The sequence below is a fragment of the Hungatella sp. L36 genome (assembly GCF_014288035.1).
On the sequence record NZ_JACOPC010000012.1, the window covers coordinates 66,678 to 84,617 of the forward strand.

Annotated in this window: 18 protein-coding genes; 12 read left to right on the top strand and 6 right to left on the bottom strand. The window is 51.1% G+C overall.

Going from position 1 to position 17,940, the window contains the following annotated elements:
* The first annotated feature begins 142 nt into the window (after positions 1 to 142).
* From H8S80_RS23750 to H8S80_RS23770, 5 genes are all read left to right on the top strand, one after another.
* Positions 143 to 862, top strand: a complete 720-nt coding sequence (locus H8S80_RS23750) for a Crp/Fnr family transcriptional regulator (RefSeq protein ID WP_117622119.1) — start codon at positions 143 to 145, stop codon at positions 860 to 862.
* A gap of 61 nt (positions 863 to 923) precedes the next feature.
* On the top strand, positions 924 to 1,706 hold the full coding sequence (gene udp, locus H8S80_RS23755; RefSeq protein WP_002601354.1) for a uridine phosphorylase: 783 nt from the start codon (positions 924 to 926) through the stop codon (positions 1,704 to 1,706).
* A gap of 15 nt (positions 1,707 to 1,721) precedes the next feature.
* Entirely contained in the window at positions 1,722 to 2,429 is a 708-nt protein-coding gene (gene deoD, locus H8S80_RS23760) for a purine-nucleoside phosphorylase (protein ID WP_002601353.1), read from the top strand.
* A 19-nt stretch (positions 2,430 to 2,448) separates the two neighbouring features.
* The gene (deoC, locus tag H8S80_RS23765; protein WP_117632508.1) at positions 2,449 to 3,117 is read left to right on the top strand and encodes a deoxyribose-phosphate aldolase; all 669 of its coding nucleotides are present in this window, start codon (positions 2,449 to 2,451) and stop codon (positions 3,115 to 3,117) included.
* 64 nt (positions 3,118 to 3,181) lie between these two features.
* Entirely contained in the window at positions 3,182 to 3,631 is a 450-nt protein-coding gene (locus H8S80_RS23770) for a cytidine deaminase (protein WP_029467398.1), read from the top strand.
* Positions 3,632 to 3,749: 118 nt separating this feature from the next.
* Here the strand turns inward: H8S80_RS23770 and H8S80_RS23775 are convergent, their stop codons facing one another.
* Positions 3,750 to 4,418, bottom strand: a complete 669-nt coding sequence (locus tag H8S80_RS23775) for a lactate utilization protein (protein WP_117622121.1) — start codon at positions 4,416 to 4,418, stop codon at positions 3,750 to 3,752.
* An 8-nt stretch (positions 4,419 to 4,426) separates the two neighbouring features.
* Complete coding sequence (locus H8S80_RS23780) at positions 4,427 to 5,140, bottom strand: GntR family transcriptional regulator (RefSeq protein ID WP_029467397.1); 714 nt, start codon at positions 5,138 to 5,140, stop codon at positions 4,427 to 4,429.
* A gap of 233 nt (positions 5,141 to 5,373) precedes the next feature.
* Here H8S80_RS23780 and H8S80_RS23785 point away from each other — a divergent pair, with 233 nt between their 5' ends.
* Genes H8S80_RS23785 through H8S80_RS23815 form a run of 7 tightly spaced genes read left to right on the top strand, consistent with a single transcriptional unit; the run spans position 5,374 to position 12,477 of the window.
* The gene (locus H8S80_RS23785; protein ID WP_117622122.1) at positions 5,374 to 6,753 is read left to right on the top strand and encodes a sulfatase family protein; all 1,380 of its coding nucleotides are present in this window, start codon (positions 5,374 to 5,376) and stop codon (positions 6,751 to 6,753) included.
* Positions 6,754 to 6,805: 52 nt separating this feature from the next.
* Positions 6,806 to 7,303, top strand: coding sequence for a PTS sugar transporter subunit IIA (locus tag H8S80_RS23790; protein WP_117622123.1), 498 nt, complete (start codon positions 6,806 to 6,808; stop codon positions 7,301 to 7,303).
* An 18-nt stretch (positions 7,304 to 7,321) separates the two neighbouring features.
* Positions 7,322 to 8,131: a PTS mannose/fructose/sorbose/N-acetylgalactosamine transporter subunit IIC gene (locus tag H8S80_RS23795; RefSeq protein ID WP_055658897.1), complete on the top strand. Its 810-nt coding sequence runs from the start codon at positions 7,322 to 7,324 to the stop codon at positions 8,129 to 8,131.
* On the top strand, positions 8,121 to 8,960 hold the full coding sequence (locus H8S80_RS23800; protein ID WP_029467392.1) for a PTS system mannose/fructose/sorbose family transporter subunit IID: 840 nt from the start codon (positions 8,121 to 8,123) through the stop codon (positions 8,958 to 8,960). The genes H8S80_RS23795 and H8S80_RS23800 overlap by 11 nt, the downstream gene beginning before the upstream one ends.
* 47 nt (positions 8,961 to 9,007) lie before the next feature.
* Positions 9,008 to 10,408 (top strand): sulfatase-like hydrolase/transferase, encoded by a 1,401-nt coding sequence (locus H8S80_RS23805; protein WP_181987978.1) that lies wholly within the window; start codon positions 9,008 to 9,010, stop codon positions 10,406 to 10,408.
* A 13-nt stretch (positions 10,409 to 10,421) separates the two neighbouring features.
* Positions 10,422 to 11,984, top strand: coding sequence for a CehA/McbA family metallohydrolase domain-containing protein (locus H8S80_RS23810; protein WP_181987979.1), 1,563 nt, complete (start codon positions 10,422 to 10,424; stop codon positions 11,982 to 11,984).
* Positions 11,985 to 11,988: 4 nt separating this feature from the next.
* Entirely contained in the window at positions 11,989 to 12,477 is a 489-nt protein-coding gene (locus H8S80_RS23815) for a PTS sugar transporter subunit IIB (RefSeq protein WP_034533246.1), read from the top strand.
* Positions 12,478 to 12,528: 51 nt separating this feature from the next.
* Here H8S80_RS23815 and H8S80_RS23820 read toward each other — a convergent pair whose 3' ends face one another.
* The 4 genes from H8S80_RS23820 to H8S80_RS23835 form a co-directional block, all read right to left on the bottom strand.
* The gene (locus H8S80_RS23820) at positions 12,529 to 13,101 is read right to left on the bottom strand and encodes a DNA-3-methyladenine glycosylase I (protein WP_029467389.1); all 573 of its coding nucleotides are present in this window, start codon (positions 13,099 to 13,101) and stop codon (positions 12,529 to 12,531) included.
* A gap of 155 nt (positions 13,102 to 13,256) precedes the next feature.
* Positions 13,257 to 14,450 (bottom strand): M20 metallopeptidase family protein, encoded by a 1,194-nt coding sequence (locus H8S80_RS23825; RefSeq protein WP_117622125.1) that lies wholly within the window; start codon positions 14,448 to 14,450, stop codon positions 13,257 to 13,259.
* 1 nt (position 14,451) lies between these two features.
* Positions 14,452 to 16,068 carry a response regulator gene (locus H8S80_RS23830; RefSeq protein WP_002601346.1) on the bottom strand — a complete coding sequence of 539 codons (1,617 nt, stop codon included), beginning with the start codon at positions 16,066 to 16,068 and terminating at the stop codon, positions 14,452 to 14,454.
* Between the two features lie 13 nt (positions 16,069 to 16,081).
* Positions 16,082 to 17,833: a cache domain-containing sensor histidine kinase gene (locus H8S80_RS23835; RefSeq protein WP_029467387.1), complete on the bottom strand. Its 1,752-nt coding sequence runs from the start codon at positions 17,831 to 17,833 to the stop codon at positions 16,082 to 16,084.
* Positions 17,834 to 17,940: the final 107 nt, after the last annotated feature.

A 17,940-nucleotide genomic window follows, 5' to 3' on the forward strand; every position in this document is an offset into this window, starting at 1 on the left:
GGATTGGACTGGCGGCAGGCTGGGGCTGGTAAGTCATAGAGGGAAAAATATTAGAAAAATTTGTGGGGAACAGTAGACTTTTTTTGTGAAATGATGCAAACTAGAGGGAGAGGACGGCGAGGATGGATGAAGGAGGAAGACCATGAATGATGTTGTATCTTTGATCAACGAGCTGCGCAGCGAAGAACGCGAGTATCTGAATAATTATCTGGCAAACGCGCCCAAGTGGCTGTTGGAAGCATTTCAGATCGTGCGTCTGAAGAAGGGAACCACGTTCATCCATGAAAATGCGCATGTGGACACTGTATACATTCTGGTAGAGGGAATTGTGAAGGCGACGGACTACCGCATTCAGGAGGTGGCGTACGATTACACGCGATTTTATCCCATCGAGGTGTTCGGGGCCATGGAATTTCTCATGGGATACGATTTATATAAGACGACCTTAATGACGGAGACGGACTGCCGCTTCCTCTGCGTGTCCAAGGACCAGTTCAGCCGGTGGATGCTGACGGATATCCACGCGGTGCTGGAACAGGTGAAGGCCATGAGCGTTTATCTCGTGGAGCAGGTGAGGAAGGAGCGTCTCTTTCTCTTCCTTCAGGGAATCGACCGGCTTTTTCTTCTGTTTATGCAGATCTACCGGGATTCAGCCAGACGGGGGGGCTGCCGGATTCATTTGACGAGAAAGGATTTGTCCAACAGCACGGGGCTGTGTGTGAAGACGGTAAACCGATGCGTAAGCCAGATGGAGGAAGAGGGATACATTTCCCGGGAGGGAAGGGGAATCTTAATCAGTGAAGAACAGTACCAGAGAATTAAATCGGCTATGGCGGATAAGATAGATGAGAACGATATCTAGTGCATCATGGCGTATTTACGCCGGGAGGAACTAGTTCCACAGAGAGAAAGGGAGGTTATTTATGACAAATTATTCGGAAAATGAAGGGAAACAGTATCATATCCAGGTGGGAAGAGGTGATGTGGGCCGGTACGTTATTATGCCGGGCGACCCGAAGCGGTGCGCGCTTATTGCGAAATATTTTGACGATCCGAAGCTGATCGCGGACAACCGGGAGTATGTGACGTATACCGGAACGCTTGACGGAACGCCTGTCAGCGTTACCTCCACTGGAATCGGCGGACCGTCGGCTTCGATCGCCATGGAAGAACTGGTGATGTCGGGGGCGGATACCTTTATCCGTATCGGCACCTGCGGCGGGATGGATATCAATGTTAAGAGCGGGGACCTGGTGATTGCCAACGGAGCTATCCGTATGGAGGGCACCAGCCGCGAATATGCGCCTATCGAATTTCCGGCGGTTCCCGATTTTGATGTGACGAACGCCCTGGCAGCGGCGGCGAAGAAGCTGGAAAAACCGTATCACGTCGGCGTCGTCCAGTGCAAGGATTCTTTCTATGGCCAGCATTCACCGGAGACGAAGCCGGTATCGTATGAGCTGATGAATAAGTGGAACGCATGGCTGCGTCTGGGCTGCAAGGCTTCTGAGATGGAGTCGGCGGCGCTGTTTATCGTGGCCAGCGCGCTGAAGGTGAGAGCGGGATCGGTATTTCTCGTTATGGCCAACCAGGAGAGGGCGAAGGAAGGGCTTGAGAACCCGATCGTCCATGACACAGATGCGGCCATCCGGACAGCTGTCGAGGCCATCCGGATGATGATTCAGGAAGAAAACAGCAAAAATTGAGAAGGAGACAGGCAAATGAGTATGACACCAACAGCCCACAACGGGGCGAAACAGGGAGAGATAGCGAAGACAGTACTGATGCCGGGCGACCCGCTGCGGGCAAAATATATCGCGGAGACGTATCTGGAAAATCCGGTACTGGTGACATCGGTGCGCAACATGTTCGGTTATACCGGAACGTATAAGGGAAGAGAGATTTCCGTCATGGGAGGCGGAATGGGAATGCCGTCTGTGGGCATTTACACGTATGAGCTGTTCCATTTCTATGGCGTGGAGCAGATTATCCGCATCGGTTCCGCAGGAGCCTTACAGGACGGGGTAAAGCTTATGGACGTGGTAATCGGCATGGGAGCCTGCACGGATTCCAACTATGCTTATCAGTACGGCCTTCCCGGGACATTTGCCCCTATTGCTGACTACGGTCTGCTGGCGAAAGCGGTGGATACGGCGAAAGCACAGGGGACCCATGTGGTGGTAGGCAATATCCTTTCTTCCGACATTTTCTATAACGCGGACACTACCGTAAATGACAAGTGGCGCAGTATGGGCGTGCTGGCCGTGGAGATGGAAGCGGCCGCGCTGTATATGAACGCCGCGGCTGCGGGAAAGAAAGCGCTTTGTATGCTGACAATCTCGGATCTGATCTACGGCGAGGAGAAATTAAGCGCCGAGGAACGCCAGCTGGGATTCGGTAAGATGATGGAGATCGCTCTGGAACTGTAAGGAGGCACAGGAGGAAATTATGGACGGAAAAGAAACGTTGAAGTATGTGGATCATACGCTGCTGACCCAGACAGCAACCTGGGAAGAAATCAGGAAGATCTGTGACGAGGCCATGGAATTTGGGACCGCGTCGGTCTGCATTCCCCCTTCCTATGTGAAGGCGGCGAAGGAATATATGAAGGACCACATGGCGGTCTGCACGGTGATCGGTTTTCCGAACGGTTATTCCACGACCGCGGTAAAAGCGTATGAGACAAAGGACGCGATTGCGAACGGAGCCGATGAGATTGACATGGTCATCAACATCGGCTGGGTGAAGGACGGCAGATACGACCGAGTGGAGGAGGAGATCCGCACGTTAAAGGAATGCTGCAAAGATAAGATATTAAAGGTCATCATCGAGACCTGCCTTCTCACCGATGAGGAGAAGATCCGTATGTGCGAGGTCGTAACCCGTTCCGGCGCGGACTTTATCAAGACATCCACCGGATTTTCCAAAGCGGGAGCAACCTTTGACGATGTGGCTCTTTTCAAGGCGCATGTGGGAAAAGAGGTAAAGATCAAAGCCGCAGGCGGCATCTCGTCGCTCTCAGATGCGGAAAAGTTCCTGGAGCTGGGCGCGGAGCGCCTGGGAACCAGCCGGATGATCAAGCTGGTAAAGCAGGAGAAGAGTGACGGCGGATATTAAGCTCTGTTACTGCGGTATTTATGCAATACAGTCTAGACTGTTTGGTAAAGGAAAGGAGGCCGTTATGGATTGTACGGAGAAAATGGCTGCGCTTAGGGCAAAGCTTCCCGCTGAGGAGATGATATCCCAGGCATTTTCGGCCATGGCGAAGGCCTACGCCCCTTATTCCGGATTTAAAGTCGGAGCAGCGCTGCTCACGGCTGACGGAATAATCTATCAGGGCTGCAACATTGAAAACGCGGCGTATACCCCCAGCAACTGTGCGGAGCGGACGGCGTTCTTCAAGGCGGTCAGCGAAGGGGTGAGAGAGTTTACTGCGATCTGTATCGTCGGCGGGAAGGATGGTGTCCCGGAAGGATTGACGGCTCCCTGCGGCGTCTGCCGCCAGGTGATGATGGAATTCTGCGACCCGGAGACATTTCAGATTATTCTGCCTTCCAGCAGGGAGGAGTATGAAATCTTTACGCTGAAGGAATTGCTGCCGATCGGGTTCGGACCAAAGAATTTGCTGTAGAGATGGAAAGAGCGGTAATTAAAAGCTGGTAAAAAAGAAAAATAACGAATAATAATGAGTAACAAAAAATAGAAGAAGCGCTTTTCCGGTCATGGTTGCACCGGAAAAGCGCTTCTTTTTAAAATCCTAAAGTTTCTCCAACGAGAATGACTTTGATACGGCCTTTGACTCTCTGGCGTCCGAGCACCAGATAATTGCAGCAGCGCCTTGCATCACACATGCATCCGGAAGCCATGTTCTTCTGGTCGGCCGCGATGCAGCTTCCCAAACGGGCGCAGGGCGCATCCAGGCCTCTTCTTTTTACAATGGCAGGTACGGTGACGGTTTTGACACGATAGACGGCGGCCTCGATATCCGCCGCTATTTTGTTGATACCGGCTACGATAATAACGCTGTCGGGACCGAATACGAGCGGCGCAATCCGGTTGCTTAATCCGTCAACCTGGTAGATCTCCCCGTTCTTTGTAATCGCATTAGCAGAGCAGAGAAACACGTCGGAACGAAATGCTTCTGTCAGACGGTCCTTCCTTTCCCGGTCCGATAGTCCGTCTTCATAGCGGTCGATAAAATGGTAGCGCCCGTTCTGTACCAGCTCCAGCACGCCGGTCTCTTCCAGCGTGACCGATCCGCCGACGGCAATGGTATCCCCCTCTTTTAACAGGGAGGCAACCGCAGCGGCGGCCTCTTCCTTGTGAGGAACATACTGCACGTCCATATTATTTTTCCGCAGACCGTCCATGACGGTCTGAATACAATCAGATGAAATATCTGTAAGGGAATTCTGCATTCTATCTCCTAACGTTTAATATAGGTCAGCTGATACTTGGGTGAGTTCAGGATCAGCTCCGTGTAATCCATAATCTGCCCATTCTCCAGATGTGTCACATTAGCCGCCTTGATGATGGGGGTGTTCTGCGCGATTCCAAAAAGCTCCGCCACCTCCTTCGAGGGGTGAATCGGAGTCACGGCGTGGTGGCTGTAGGCGATCTTGATCCCCTTGACCTTTTCAAAATACTGGTATTTGGAGGATTCCAAAATCTGAATGGAGATGTCAGGATACAGCCTGGCGGACATATAGGTGGTCTCCAGCTGAAGCAGCTCCCCGTCGCCATAGCGCTGGCGGTGAATGTAGTAAATCGGGTCTTCCTTTTCGATTCCCAATATGGAGGCGATATTGGCGGGGGACTTCTGTAATGTAAATACATCGACCTTCGTCGTCGGCTCCAGCCCCTGTTCTCTCATTAAGTCCGTAAAGCCCTGGATCGGCGGCGGGTTCTGCGTGACGGCGGACCGGCTCACGAAGGTTCCGACACCAGCCACTCTCTGGAGAATGCCTTTGGCCACCAGATTGTCCGTGGCCTTGCGTACCGTAACTCTGGAAACATGGTAGGTGGCCGACAATTCCAGCTCCGTGGGAATCAAGTCTCCCTTTTTGTAGTATCCAAGATTAATCTGCTCCAGCAAATCATTTTCTATCTGTCTGTATTGGGCAATTCTTTTTTCTGCCATATTATCACCTGCCAAAATGTACTGCAATCATTATAATACATAACCGGAGAAAAGGCAATTTGCTTTTTTATATAATGTATACATATATAACACGTGAATTCAATACAAATAACCGACATAATAGCAATACAAATAAAATTAAATGTATTGACATTTGGGGCATAAGGTTGTATATTTTACCTATGAGTGTTGGAAAATATGTAAAAATAGACAATAGAGAGGAGGCGCAGTCTTTGAATATCTTGTATATACATACCCATGACTCGGGCAGAGTGCTGGGCCCGTACGGTTATGCGGTCCCCACACCGAATCTGGAGGCATTTGCGAAACAGGCGGCGGTATTTCGAAACTGCTACTGTGCGGGACCGACCTGTTCTCCCAGCCGGGCGGCGATGCTGAGCGGGACGTATCCGCATCAGAACGGGATGCTGGGACTTGCACAGAGAGGATTTTCCATGGATTATGAGAAACATCTGGTCCGTTTTTTAAATCGGAACGGCTACCGGACCGTTTTAGACGGAATCCAGCATGAGGCGGGCTGGTACTTAGATACAAAGCAGGGGGCTGAAACCATTGGATACCAGGAGGAGATCAGCTGTCTGAGTGATGGATACAGGCAGGAGGATTTGACGGAATGGGATAAGAAGAACGCGGACCGTGCAGCGGAATGGATCGGGAACTACGACGGGAAAAAGCCGTTCTTCCTGTCCTATGGAATGTACGCCACACACAGGAGATTTCCGGATGTCATTGATCGCGATATTAACGAGGACTTTGTCCTGCCGCCCGGCCCTATACCGGACAGCAGGGAGACGAGAAAGGATTTTGCCAGATACATGACGAGTGCGAAATCAGCAGATCTCTGCGTGGGCAGGGTGCTTGACGCCCTGAAGGAAAAGGGGCTTATGGAGGAGACTGTTATACTGGTTACGACGGACCATGGCCTAGCGGAACCGTTCTGCAAATGTACACTATTTGACAGCGGCATCGGGGTAGCGCTTCTTATAAGGGCTCCGGGAAAGCGGGCTAACGGCCATGTGATCGATGGGCTGGTATCCCATCTGGATGTATTTCCGACGCTCTGCGATCTGCTGGGAATTGAAAAACCCGGTTACCTGGAGGGCGTGTCGGCGGTTCCCATGCTGGACGACCCGGAAGCGAAGATCCGGGATGAGATCTTTGCAGAGGTGAATTTCCACACCTCCTATGAGCCCATCCGCTGTATCCGTACAGAACGGTACAAGTATATCCGGTATTATGACGCATCGTATCTGCGAATCAATCAGTCTAATATAGACGAGTCGCTTACGAAAGATTACTTTAACGAAAGGGGGCTAAAGGAGCAGCATAAATACGAGGAAGCGCTCTACGATCTTGTATTCGATGTGGGGGAGCGCAGAAACTTAGCGGGGCTTCCGGAGTTCGGAACAGTGGAGAAAGCACTTGCAGCCCGGCTGGACCGCCATTTGCGGGAAACGGACGATCCCATAAGGAATGGGGGGATTTCTGTTTTGCCGGAGTGGAAGGTCAACCGGAAGGAATGCCTTACGGCAAGCTCGAAGAATCCGGAGGACTATGTGTCGGCGGTAAACAGCAACAGAAAAAAGTCATGAGCATACCGGAGAATACAGAATTTCCGGAAGTGCTTGCAGAAAGGGGAATGGTATGATAGGAATCATTGTCACGGGTCATGGTTCTTTTGCCACCGGAATTACCAGCGGGTTAAAGCTGCTGGCAGGAGAGACGGAGTATTATGAAGCAGTGGATTTCCTGCCGGAGGATTCGGTGGAAGCCCTGACAGAGAAGCTGCTGCGGGCGGTGGAGGCCTTAAGCGGGCTGGAAGGAATTTTAATCCTCACGGACATCGCGGGAGGATCTCCGTTTAACGTATCGCTGAAGCTGAAGCTTACGAGGACGGAAGCAATCGAAGTAATCGGCGGAACGAATCTGCCGGTGCTTTTAGAAGCGTATCTGTCGCGCGCCATGTATGAGGGGGCTGGGACGCCCTCCGGACAGCACGCCGCAGAGAAGGACGAATCACCGGGTGGATTGCGGAAGGGAAATGTGACGGGACTGGCCAATGCGGCCTGCGAAGCAGGAAAAGGCCAGCTGGTTGTCTATGTGCCTTCCGTGGATGATGGGGAAGACGAATTTGAAGAGTAAAAGACAGGAGGAAAAGGTATGAGTTTATTTCAGGCAATACTAATCGGTATTTTTGCTTATCTCGGCTCTAAGCGAACCCCGTGGTTCTTTGGCGTGACGGGCGGATGGAACATGATAGGAAGGCCCCTCGTGGCAGGTCTGATCATCGGGCTGATTCTGGGGGATGTGAGAAGCGGCGTAATTGCGGGCGCCATGGTTCAGGCGCTGTTTATCGGTCAGATTACTCCGGGCGGCGCGATGCCGGCCGATGTGAACTGGGCGGCCTATATCGGCATTCCGCTGGCACTGGCGGCTGGCGGTACCGGAGAACAGGCGGTGGCACTGGCAGTTCCGCTCAGCATGCTGGGACTGGGACTCTTTAACTTTATCATGACCATCAATGCATACTTCCCTCATATGGGAGACAAGGCCGCGGAAAGAGGAGACGGAGCCGGCATTCATCGCGCCACCTATCTGGCGGCAGTGCCGAGCTTCATTCTGCGAGCCGGTTCGGCCATGCTGATCTGTTATCTCGGAACTCCGCTCACCGAGGTACTGCTCAACAACATGCCTGACCTGATGCTTCATTTCTTCGAGGTGGCCGGCAAACTGCTTCCGGCAATCGGATTTGCCATGCTGTTAAAGCAGTCGCTGTCCAGGTCGTGGATGATCGTATTGTTCCTTATGGGATGGGTGCTGATCGGATCTACCAGCATGTCTGTTACGGCTCTTGCGATATTCGCAACCGCCCTGGCATTTATTTTTGTCATGGCACAGGGACAGCCTGCAGTACAGGCAGCGGCTCAGCCGGCTAAAGGAATAGAGGAGGATGACTGCTATGAAGAATAAGAATACATCAGACGGACTGTTAACCAAAAAAGATATTGACCGTGCGGCGTGGAGTTATATTTTCTTTTCGCAGGCGACGCAGAACTTTGAACGTATGATGGGTCTGGCATTCTGCCACGTGGTGGAGCCAATTCTGCGCAAGCTCTATAAGAATAACGATGAGGAATACAAAAATGCATTAAAACGCCATATGCAGTTCTATAACACGGAACCGCAGTTAGGCTCCCTGATTCCTGGCATCACCATCGCCATGGAGGAGGCCAGAGCCAAGGGAGACGACGTCAGCGAGGAGCTGATCGTAAATACCAAAAACGCCCTGATGGGCCCATTTGCCGGAATCGGTGACTCTCTTCTGATTGGTACATACAGCCCGATCTTACTCAGTATTGCCATGAGCATGTGTATTGACGATGGAAACCCTGTCGGCCCGCTCTTTTTCTGCGCGGTATGGCTGGTAACGATCGTGGGCCTGCAGTGGTTCCTGTTCCACAAGGGATATTCCATGGGACTGGATGCGGCTAACACATTTTTCAAAAATAAGGACATCACAAATAAAATTACAACTGGCCTTACGATGATGGGGCTGATCGTAATCGGCGGTGTAGCTTCTACAACCGTTAAGGCGAACTTTATCTATAAGTTTGTCAGCGGGGATATGGCGATCTCCATCCAGGAGCAGGTATTTGACAAGATTATGCCGGCCATCGTGCCGCTCTGTCTGACGCTTGCAGTCTGGTATCTGATGGATAAGAAAAAATGGTCGGCAAATAAAATTATTCTCGGCATCGTTATCTTTTCCGCTGTCATGGTGGTTCTTGGGATCATGTGATTCGTGAAAGTAAATTCGTGAAAGGGAAATCCATGAAGGAGAAATCCATGAAAGATATCATGCTCATCATGTCGGATCAGCATGGCGGGGCGTATACCGGCATGGAAGACGACAGAGTGAGGACGCCCGCGCTTATGCGGATTGCAGGGGAGGGGCTGTATTTTGAACGCTGCTACTGCAGCGCCCCTCTCTGCGTGCCCTCACGCATGTCCTTTTTAAGCGGAAAGCTTCCGTCTGACTTAAACATTTTCAATAACGATACGGTGCTGCCGGCGGATGTGCCGACAATCGCCCATGCTCTGGGAGCCGCCGGTTATAACACGGTACTGATCGGGCGGATGCATTTTAAGGGGGACGAACAGAAACATGGCTTTGACGAAAGACTGGTGGGGGATATCACCTCCCAGTACTGGGGAACAGGCGGAAAAGAACGGGTGGATTTCGGCGCCTATACCGGGACGACGAACCGGAAACACTGTCTGGAGGCTGTTGGAGGCGGAATTTCACCGGTTATGGCCTATGACAGAGAAGTATATGAGTGTGCGCTCCGGTACCTGGAGCGGGAACATGAAGAACCGCTGTTTTTGGTGGTGGGATTTTACTCCCCGCATTTTCCATTTGTTGCGGAACCGGATACGTATCAGTTGTACAAAAAGCAGTTCGCAGGGGAGATGCGCCCTGCGGCAGCGCCTCTCCGGTTCTATGAGGATTACGTCATGGAGTGCAGCGAGGAGAAGGCCGTGTGCTGTAAGGCTGCCTACTGCGGAGCCGTGGAAGAGACAGACCGGTATATTGGGCGTCTGTATGACGCCTTTCAGGGCAGAAAAGGCCGGAAACTCTTCCTTTACGTGTCAGATCACGGGGAGCAGCTGGGAAAGAGAGGCATTTTCGGAAAGCAGACCCTGTATGAGGACGCCGTCCGTGTCCCCTTCGTGGCGGCCGGAACAGGTGTGCCTGTGGGAAGAAGGCGTGAATGCGTCAGCCTTCTGGACATTTCGAAAACAATTCTGGCTCAGGCCGGAGTTTCTGCAGACTGGCACGACGGCCGTGAGATCGATTTATCAGGGCTTCCCGATGCGGGTGAGCAGGTATTCGACGGGCCTGCGGTGATTCAGCAGATTCTGGATTACCGGTCAGAGCCCATGATGGCGGAAGCCGTGGTGTGGAGACGGTATAAGGCCGTGAGATACGGTGGTACGGCCTGCTTCCTGTATGATCTGGAGGACGACCCGCTGGAGGAACGGAACATCGCAGGAGAATACCCGGAATGGATGGAAGCGGCAGAAACGTATTTCCTGACATTACCGGAGATTTCCTCCTGCATTGATACGGAAATAACACAGAGAGAACGGGTAAAACAGCTGAAGGAATGGGGAAAGAGAAAGAAGCCTCATGAATGGGCGGTTATGCCGGTCCCGGAATGGGCGCGTCACAAACCTGTGGAATAAGGTGGTAGAAAGAATGGAATATAAAAAACTTTGGACAGATATGCACAGTAATATCCATCATGAACAGATGGAGCTGCTGCCTGAATGGTTTGGGCAGGTAAAGAAAATCATGGATTTTTGGCCGGTCGCCTATTATCCCTTTTATATGAGACCGACAGAGTCAGGACTTAAGGTGGAAGACCGGTACGAGGATGGACTGATCAAAATAGACTGGGAGCAGATTCGTGAATTTACGAATCAGGCAAACAAAGAGGGCTATCCCATGTTCATGGGCTATGAGTGGCAGGGAACGGGAAAAGACGGAGATCACAACGTGTTCTTTTTAAATAATGACGGAGAGCAGAGGCATCCGGATACCTACCGGGAACTGGCGGCCGCCTATAAGGGGGAGCCGGTAATTGGAATCCCGCATCACGTGGCGTATCAGCCCGGATCGAGAGGAAAAAACTGGGATACTCACGATGAAGTATTTTCTCCGTTTGCGGAAATTTATTCCTGCCACGGATGCAGCGAGACGGATGACGGTCCGCTTCTCATGAAGCGCCATGTCCACATGGGGCCGAGGACGGGAGAGACGGTATTCGAGCGGGCGATCGAGAAGGGATACCGGATCGGAATGATCGCGGCAGGCGATAATCACAGCGTGCCTGCGGTCTTTGAACATGGCAGCATGTGCGCTCTGGCCGCAGACTGTACGAAGGAAGCGATCTGGGAGGCTTTTGTGAACCGCAGGGTATACGGGGTATCCCAGAGCCGGATCGAGGTGGATTTCTCCGTCGATGGAGCCGAAATGGGAAGCGAGATCACGACCGGTGGGGAGGCGGAGCTTTCGTTCCGGATTAAGGGAACGGCTGCGGTCGACCGTGTGGAGATACTGAGAGATAACATTCTGGAAAAAATGGTGGTGCACTCAGGAACCTGGGAAAGAAAAGAACAGTCTGGCGTGATCCGGTTTAAATTCCGCCTGGAATTTGGCTGGGGACCGGATATCCGTGTCTATCCGGATGCAATCTGCCGGGTCTGGAACGGGCTGCTGAAAGTGGACGGAAAGCTGCTGGGAGTGGAAAAATGCTGGAATAATTTCGGACAGGAGCTGACCTCCCAAACGGAGGATTCCTGTGAATTCTCACTTACCACCTATCAGTCCACGGCTACCGGCAAATGGATGGGGCCCAGCAATGTGACAACAGAAGGCTTTATCTTCGAGGTGGAAGCGGATGCAGACAGTTCCATTCATCTGACTGTGGAAGGAAAAGAGTACGCATTTCTGGTGAGAGATATGCTGAAAAGCTCCAGCGTAACGGCGCTGTGGGACGAAGTGGAAAAACTGACGGAGGATACCTGGGGGGAAATCACCCATTACAGAGATGACCCGTGGTGGCACAATGCATACAAGTTTAAAGTAGGCCGTGCATATCCGGAGGACAGCTACTTACTGGAGCACCATGAGACGATAAACGTGGAAGAGGACTGCTGTTACCGCCTGCGCGTATGGCAGAAAAATAATGACGCCGCGTGGACTTCCCCTGTATTTTTAAGAACCGGCCAGGGGCTGGCAGAGAAGAAGGAGGATTAACCGGATGCAGGAAATTGTGAATGTAAGAATCGATGACCGCCTGATTCACGGTCAGGTGGCTGCGGTATGGAGCCAGTATACGAAGGCAACCAGAATTATGGTGGTGGACGACCAGGTCGTGCATGACGTGGTCAATAAAGAGGCGCTGAAGATGGCCTGCCCGCAGCAGTGCAAGCTGTCTATTCTGACAGCGGAAAAAGCAGCGGCTAATTTATGCGCGGGTAAATACGATGGAGAAAAGGTATTTATTGTGGCGAAGAATCCGAAGACGATCCGTTCCATTCTGGATCATGGGTTTGTGATGGATTCCGTCAATGTGGGCAATATGGGCGGTAAGCAGAATACCAGAATGCTGAAAAAGGCCGTCAGTGTGTCGGAGGAGGATATCGAAAACTTCCTGTATCTGGCCGGGCACGGTGTGAAGGTTACGGCCCGCATGGTACCGACGGAGGAAGCGGCAGACTTTATAAAGCTGATTGAGGAAGCGAAATAGAGAGAAAAAGAGGATTCCGGGAAAGAACCTGCCGGAGTCCTCTTTTTCTCTCTACTTTTCGCGATTATAACAGAAGCAGGAGGTCATATGATCGTTGACCAGCCCGACCGACTGCATGTAGGCATAAATAATGGTAGGGCCTACAAATTTAAAACCCAGGTTCTTTAAATCCTTACTGATTTTTTCTGCTAACGGAGTGCTGGCAGGAACGTCAGACATGGTTTCCCAGGCATTTTTGATGGGTTTGTTATCCACATAGGACCATAAGAACTGATCCAGGGAACCGTATTTTTCACACAACACGAAGTAAGCCCTGGCGTTGGTAATGGCCGCGTTGATCTTTAAACGGTTTCGGATGATTCCGGCGTTATGCATCAGCTCTTCGATCTTCTCGTCGCCGTATGTACTGATGATGGCCGGATCGAAATCATCGAAGGCCTTTATGAAGGCATCCCGCTTCTTCAGGATGGTAATCCAGCTTAAACCTGCCTGCATACCCTCCAGAATCAGCATTTTAAATAGTGTTCTGTCATCGTGAACGGGTTTCCCCCATTCGTTATCGTGATACTCCTGGTTCAGTATATCGTGGGCGGCCCAGTCACACCGTGTGAGTTTGTCTGACATTGGTTCTCCTCTTTCTGCGCATATGTTGAAATCTGCCTTTTTGTGTGCTCTTGCCAGTGGTTCCATATTCTTCAGCCTATTATAATAAAAATTTCTGCTCACATCAATACTTGAGAGTAAAAAGTTTATACCTGGCTGTGATGGCGAACCGAAAGCTATTGAAATAGCCATTCCCAAGCATACGCCGCATAGAGACGGCAGCCATTTAGTAAAGCTGATTCGTCCAGATCAAAACACTCGTGGTGGAGCGGCCAGGAGGTTTTCTGGGTTCCGTCACTCGTTCCTAAGAATACCATGGCGCCGGGGACAGCCTCTAAATATCGGGAGAAATCTTCAGAGGTCATGCTGGCTGGACGTTTTATTAAGTTGTCTTCCCCCCACACGGTCATGGCCGCGTTTTTTGCCGTGCCGCAGCAGGCGGCATCATTGACAGTCGGGAGCAGGGACGGCGTGTAGGTGACTTCAGAGGAGCAGCGGTACATCGCGGCTGTGTGTTCACTGTAACGGGTAAGGGCTTCCTTAAAATAACCGCTGAGCTCCTTGTCAAAGAAACGGATATTTCCGGATAATACAGCTTCCTGAGCCAGCAGATTGACCTTTGTGCCGGCCTGGAAGATTCCGATGGTAAGGACAGCCGGTTTCTGCGGGTCAATTTCTCTGCTGACGATTTGCTGAAGATTGACAGCCAGATGGGCGCCGGCAAGGAGCGTATCCGATCCGAGATGGGGCGTCGCGCCGTGGCCTCCGGGGCTGGTAAGGCGGATGGAAAAGTCATCTACACCTGCCATGCAGGGGCCGGGCAGAATACAGATTTTTCCCGTTGGAAGATCGGGCGCCACATGGATCGCGAATACGGTATCCACTCCGTCAAGCATCCCGCGATCGATCAGCGTTCTGGTTTCTCTGCCGGTTTCCTCCGCCGGCTGAAACATGAGCCGCACGGTGCCGGAAAAATGGTCACGGCTGTCCCAAAGAAGCTTTGCCGCCCCCAGCAGCATGGCCGTATGGGAGTCGTGTCCGCAGGCATGCATGACGCCGGGAGACTGTGAGACATAGGGCGCGTCTGAATTTTCCGTAATAGGCAGGGCATCCAGATCTGCGCGCAGCAGAACTGTTTTACTGTGCTTTTCAGACGGTAAGGCAGCGGTTTCCTCCGGGTGCGTCTGCAAACCGGCAATCTCAGCCAGAATATCGGTTTCATGCAGTGTACGGTGTGGAATCCCCAGTTTGTCCAGTTCACTTCTGATTAACTGCTGGGTCTGAAATTCCTGGCCGCTCAGCTCCGGATGCTTGTGAAGCGTTCTCCGTATGCCAATGATATAGTCGGACAACATTGAAAAATCGGTCATATTAATAATCCTCCTGTCGGTGTGTCTCTTCTTTGTACTGTGCCGGTGTCATATTTGTATATTTTTTAAACAGCTTCGAAAAATAGTTGGGGTCGCTGATGCCGACCGATTCTGCAATTTCGTAAATCCGGAGATTGCCGGTCTGAAGCAGTCTCTTCGCTTTCTCAATCCGCAGGCTCGCTAGGTAGTCTACAAAATTCATCTGCGTGACTTCCTTGAAAATCCGGCTTAGATAGGACGGATTGACGTAATTGATCTCCGCGATTTTTTTCAGCGTCAGAGTCGACGTGGACAGATTTTCGTTGAGATACTGCAAAATCGTGTGGATGAGCTTGTTTCCCTTGGCATCGGTATATAGATTTACCTGGTAAAGCGTGAAGCGCACCATCTGAAGGACGTATTGCCGGATGTCTTTTTCATCGGTCAGCTTCAGGATATGCGTGTAGGGCAGGTGATCCGTATTGTAAATTTCATTGTAGGAGATTCCCTTGTCTCTCAGTGTTGCGAGCACGATGTTTACGATGGAGAGCGACAGCACCATGACATCGGAGAGAACATGGCTGGGGATTCGTTCCAGCGAATCATAGGCCGCATCAACGCGCCGCAGAGCGGTATCCTCCTGGGGAAGCTGCATATACAAGGGAAGCTCTTCCGTCACCGTATTGATTAAATTCTGTAATTCCTGCTGATTCTGTTCCTGGGGCGGATTGGCCAGAAATGACTTGTTATGGCTGTATTTGGCGACCTGGGAGTTCTGGTAGGCCTGACGGTAGGAGCTGCGGATATCCTCGAGGCGCTCCACCGGCGTCCCGACGCCCACATACGATTTGATCCCCAGCTTGTCCTTCAGCAGGGTAGAAAAATGGAAGCCGTAATTGTATAAGTTGATTTTTCTGTTTTCGGTCAGCAGGACCAGGTTCATATGAATATCCTGAAAGACCAGGAGGCCGCTTAGCCGCTCCGCTGCCGTTTGGATGATTTCCCGGCACTGGAACTGCTGCATGATGCTTTCTTCAATGTCCTGGCTGACATTCAGCGTCAGGAGAAGGATATTATAGAAACCGGAGTCACGATGCAGCGGTATCTGGTAATAGCTCAAATTTTCCCAAAGGTAATCGGAGGGGAGGCTGCTGACCATCATGTTGCTGAAAAAATTCTGGATTATGTAGTCACGGTTTTCGTTCAGCTTCTTTTGAAGGAGTTCGTGCTGATAGAGCTTCTTTTGCTCTTCCCGGATGGAGCTGCGGATATCGGTCACGGTCCGGATCAGTTCCTCACGTTTAATGGGTTTTAAAAGAAAACTCGATATTCCGATTTCCAGCCCCTGCTTGGCGTAGTCGAATTCATCGTGGGCGGTAAGAATGATGATTTTAATGTGCGGATATTCTTCCAGAACCATTTCTGCAAAGTCCAGGCCGTTGATAAACGGCATTTCAATATCGGTGATGATGACATCCGGTTTTCGTTCGGCAATCAGCTCCAATGCCTGGTTTGCGCTGGATACATCATCCGTAATGACATAGTCCAGTTCCTCCCATGGGATGCAGATCCGCAGCAGTCCCCTCATTTTATCTTCATCGTCTACAAGCATCACTTTTATGGGCTGTGGCTGATACATATCGGCAGACCTCCTAAAACGGTATTTTAATGATGACAGAAGTTCCCTTTCCTTTTTGGCTGAGCAGCTCCACGGCGCCCTTTTCCGGGTAAGAAATATGGACCCGCTCAATCGTGCCTGCCAGACCGAAGCTGTCTCTGGGCGAGGGGCTTAAGGAGCGCAGGCTTTGCAGCAATTGATCGTCCATTCCGACCCCGTTGTCGGTAACAGTGAGACAGATCTGGGTCTCCTGGCGTTTGACGGATATCAGGATGGTGCCGGGTTCCCCGAGCGGTTTGATTCCGTGGTAGACCGAATTTTCGACCAGGGGCTGAAGCAGGAGTTTTATGATCTCGTGCTGGTACAGCGTTTCATCCACATCATAGTTTACGGTAAATAAATCCTCATAACGCAGGGAGAGAAGGGAGGTGTAATCCTTTATGATCTGCAGTTCCTGCTCCAGGGTGATGTACTGTTTCCCCTTACTCAGACTCTGTCGGTAAAAACTGCCCAGCGCGGTGATGGCGTCATAGGCCTGATTGGTGTCTCCGGTGAGCACGATGTATCCGATGGTATCCAGCGTGTTATACAGAAAATGCGGTTTCATTTGTTCCTGAAGCGCGCGGAGCTCCGTCTTTCTTTTCAGCTTCTGTTCCTGCACCAGCCGTTCCATGAGAAACTGAAGCCTGTCGATTAATTGGTTGTAATGAATCTCCAGAAGACCCAGTTCGCTGTTCGGATGGCGGACGGCCACCGGTTCGAAATTCCCGTTTTCCGCGCGGCCCATGGCCTGAATCATCTGGGAGACAGGCGTCTGAATCGATTTTGCAATAACGATGACACAGATCAGCATGAGCACCATATTGATGAAGAAAATCCAGAAGGAGATCTGGAGCAGGGAGGTGCTCAGTGTGGACTCGTATTTCAGAGGGAAGGTGGCGGTTAATTTCCACTGGTATTCTGGAATATAGATTCCGGCCGACAGCGAATTCTTGCCGCTGGCACTGTAGTAAGCAGACGCGGGACCGATGAAGGGGCTGATATTGTGGTGATTTTCCCCTTCCTTTGTACTGCCGTAGGTGCTGATGATCTCCCCGGAATCGTCATACAGGGTAATCTCGATATCGGATGGCTGAAAGACGTGCTCAAATATCTGGTTGATGGAGCGCGTCGGTATGTTCATAATAGAGAAGCCGATCGGTTTCTGGGTTTCTAAATCATTGATGACCCGGACTGCCGACAGAAAATCTTCGGAGTAGTCGGGAAGAAAAATATTGCCGGCATGAAGCGAAAGAATACAGCTCCCCTTGGCATCCATGGCGCTTTGATACCAGGGGGCCTCTGTGACAGAGTGAATCACCGGCGTCTTGATGCCGAACTTATCGACTCCATAGAGCTGCCCCTTTAGATTCATAATATAGATAGAATCGAGATGATTGTAGCTGTCGATGATGGTAAAAAGATAATTGTCATAAAATTTCCGGTCAGTTGGTTTCAGTGGAAGCTTTGTGAGATCAGAGATACCGCTTTTCAGCAGAAGGCTGTAGCTGTTATTGGTATTTTCCACCATTTCCACGATGTTGGAGCGGATCGAAGTGAGCGTCTGTCTGGAATGCTGTTCCATGTTGGACAGGACGTATTCTTTCGATACATAGCGGTATGAAAAGTAAGTCAGAATAACACTGAGCAGCAGAAAACCAAAAAAGACCGTGCTGATTTTTCTCGATATTTTACTGTGAAACGCCCAGTTCCACAGATTTAAAGCGCTCACTTTCCGTTTCCCCATAAATGCATCCCCCCTGCTATTATGTCATCATATCACGGTGAATTTTAAAAGTAAACAAAGCGGAAAATGAAGTAAAAAATCTACTAGAGAAAGTAAGCGATTTACTA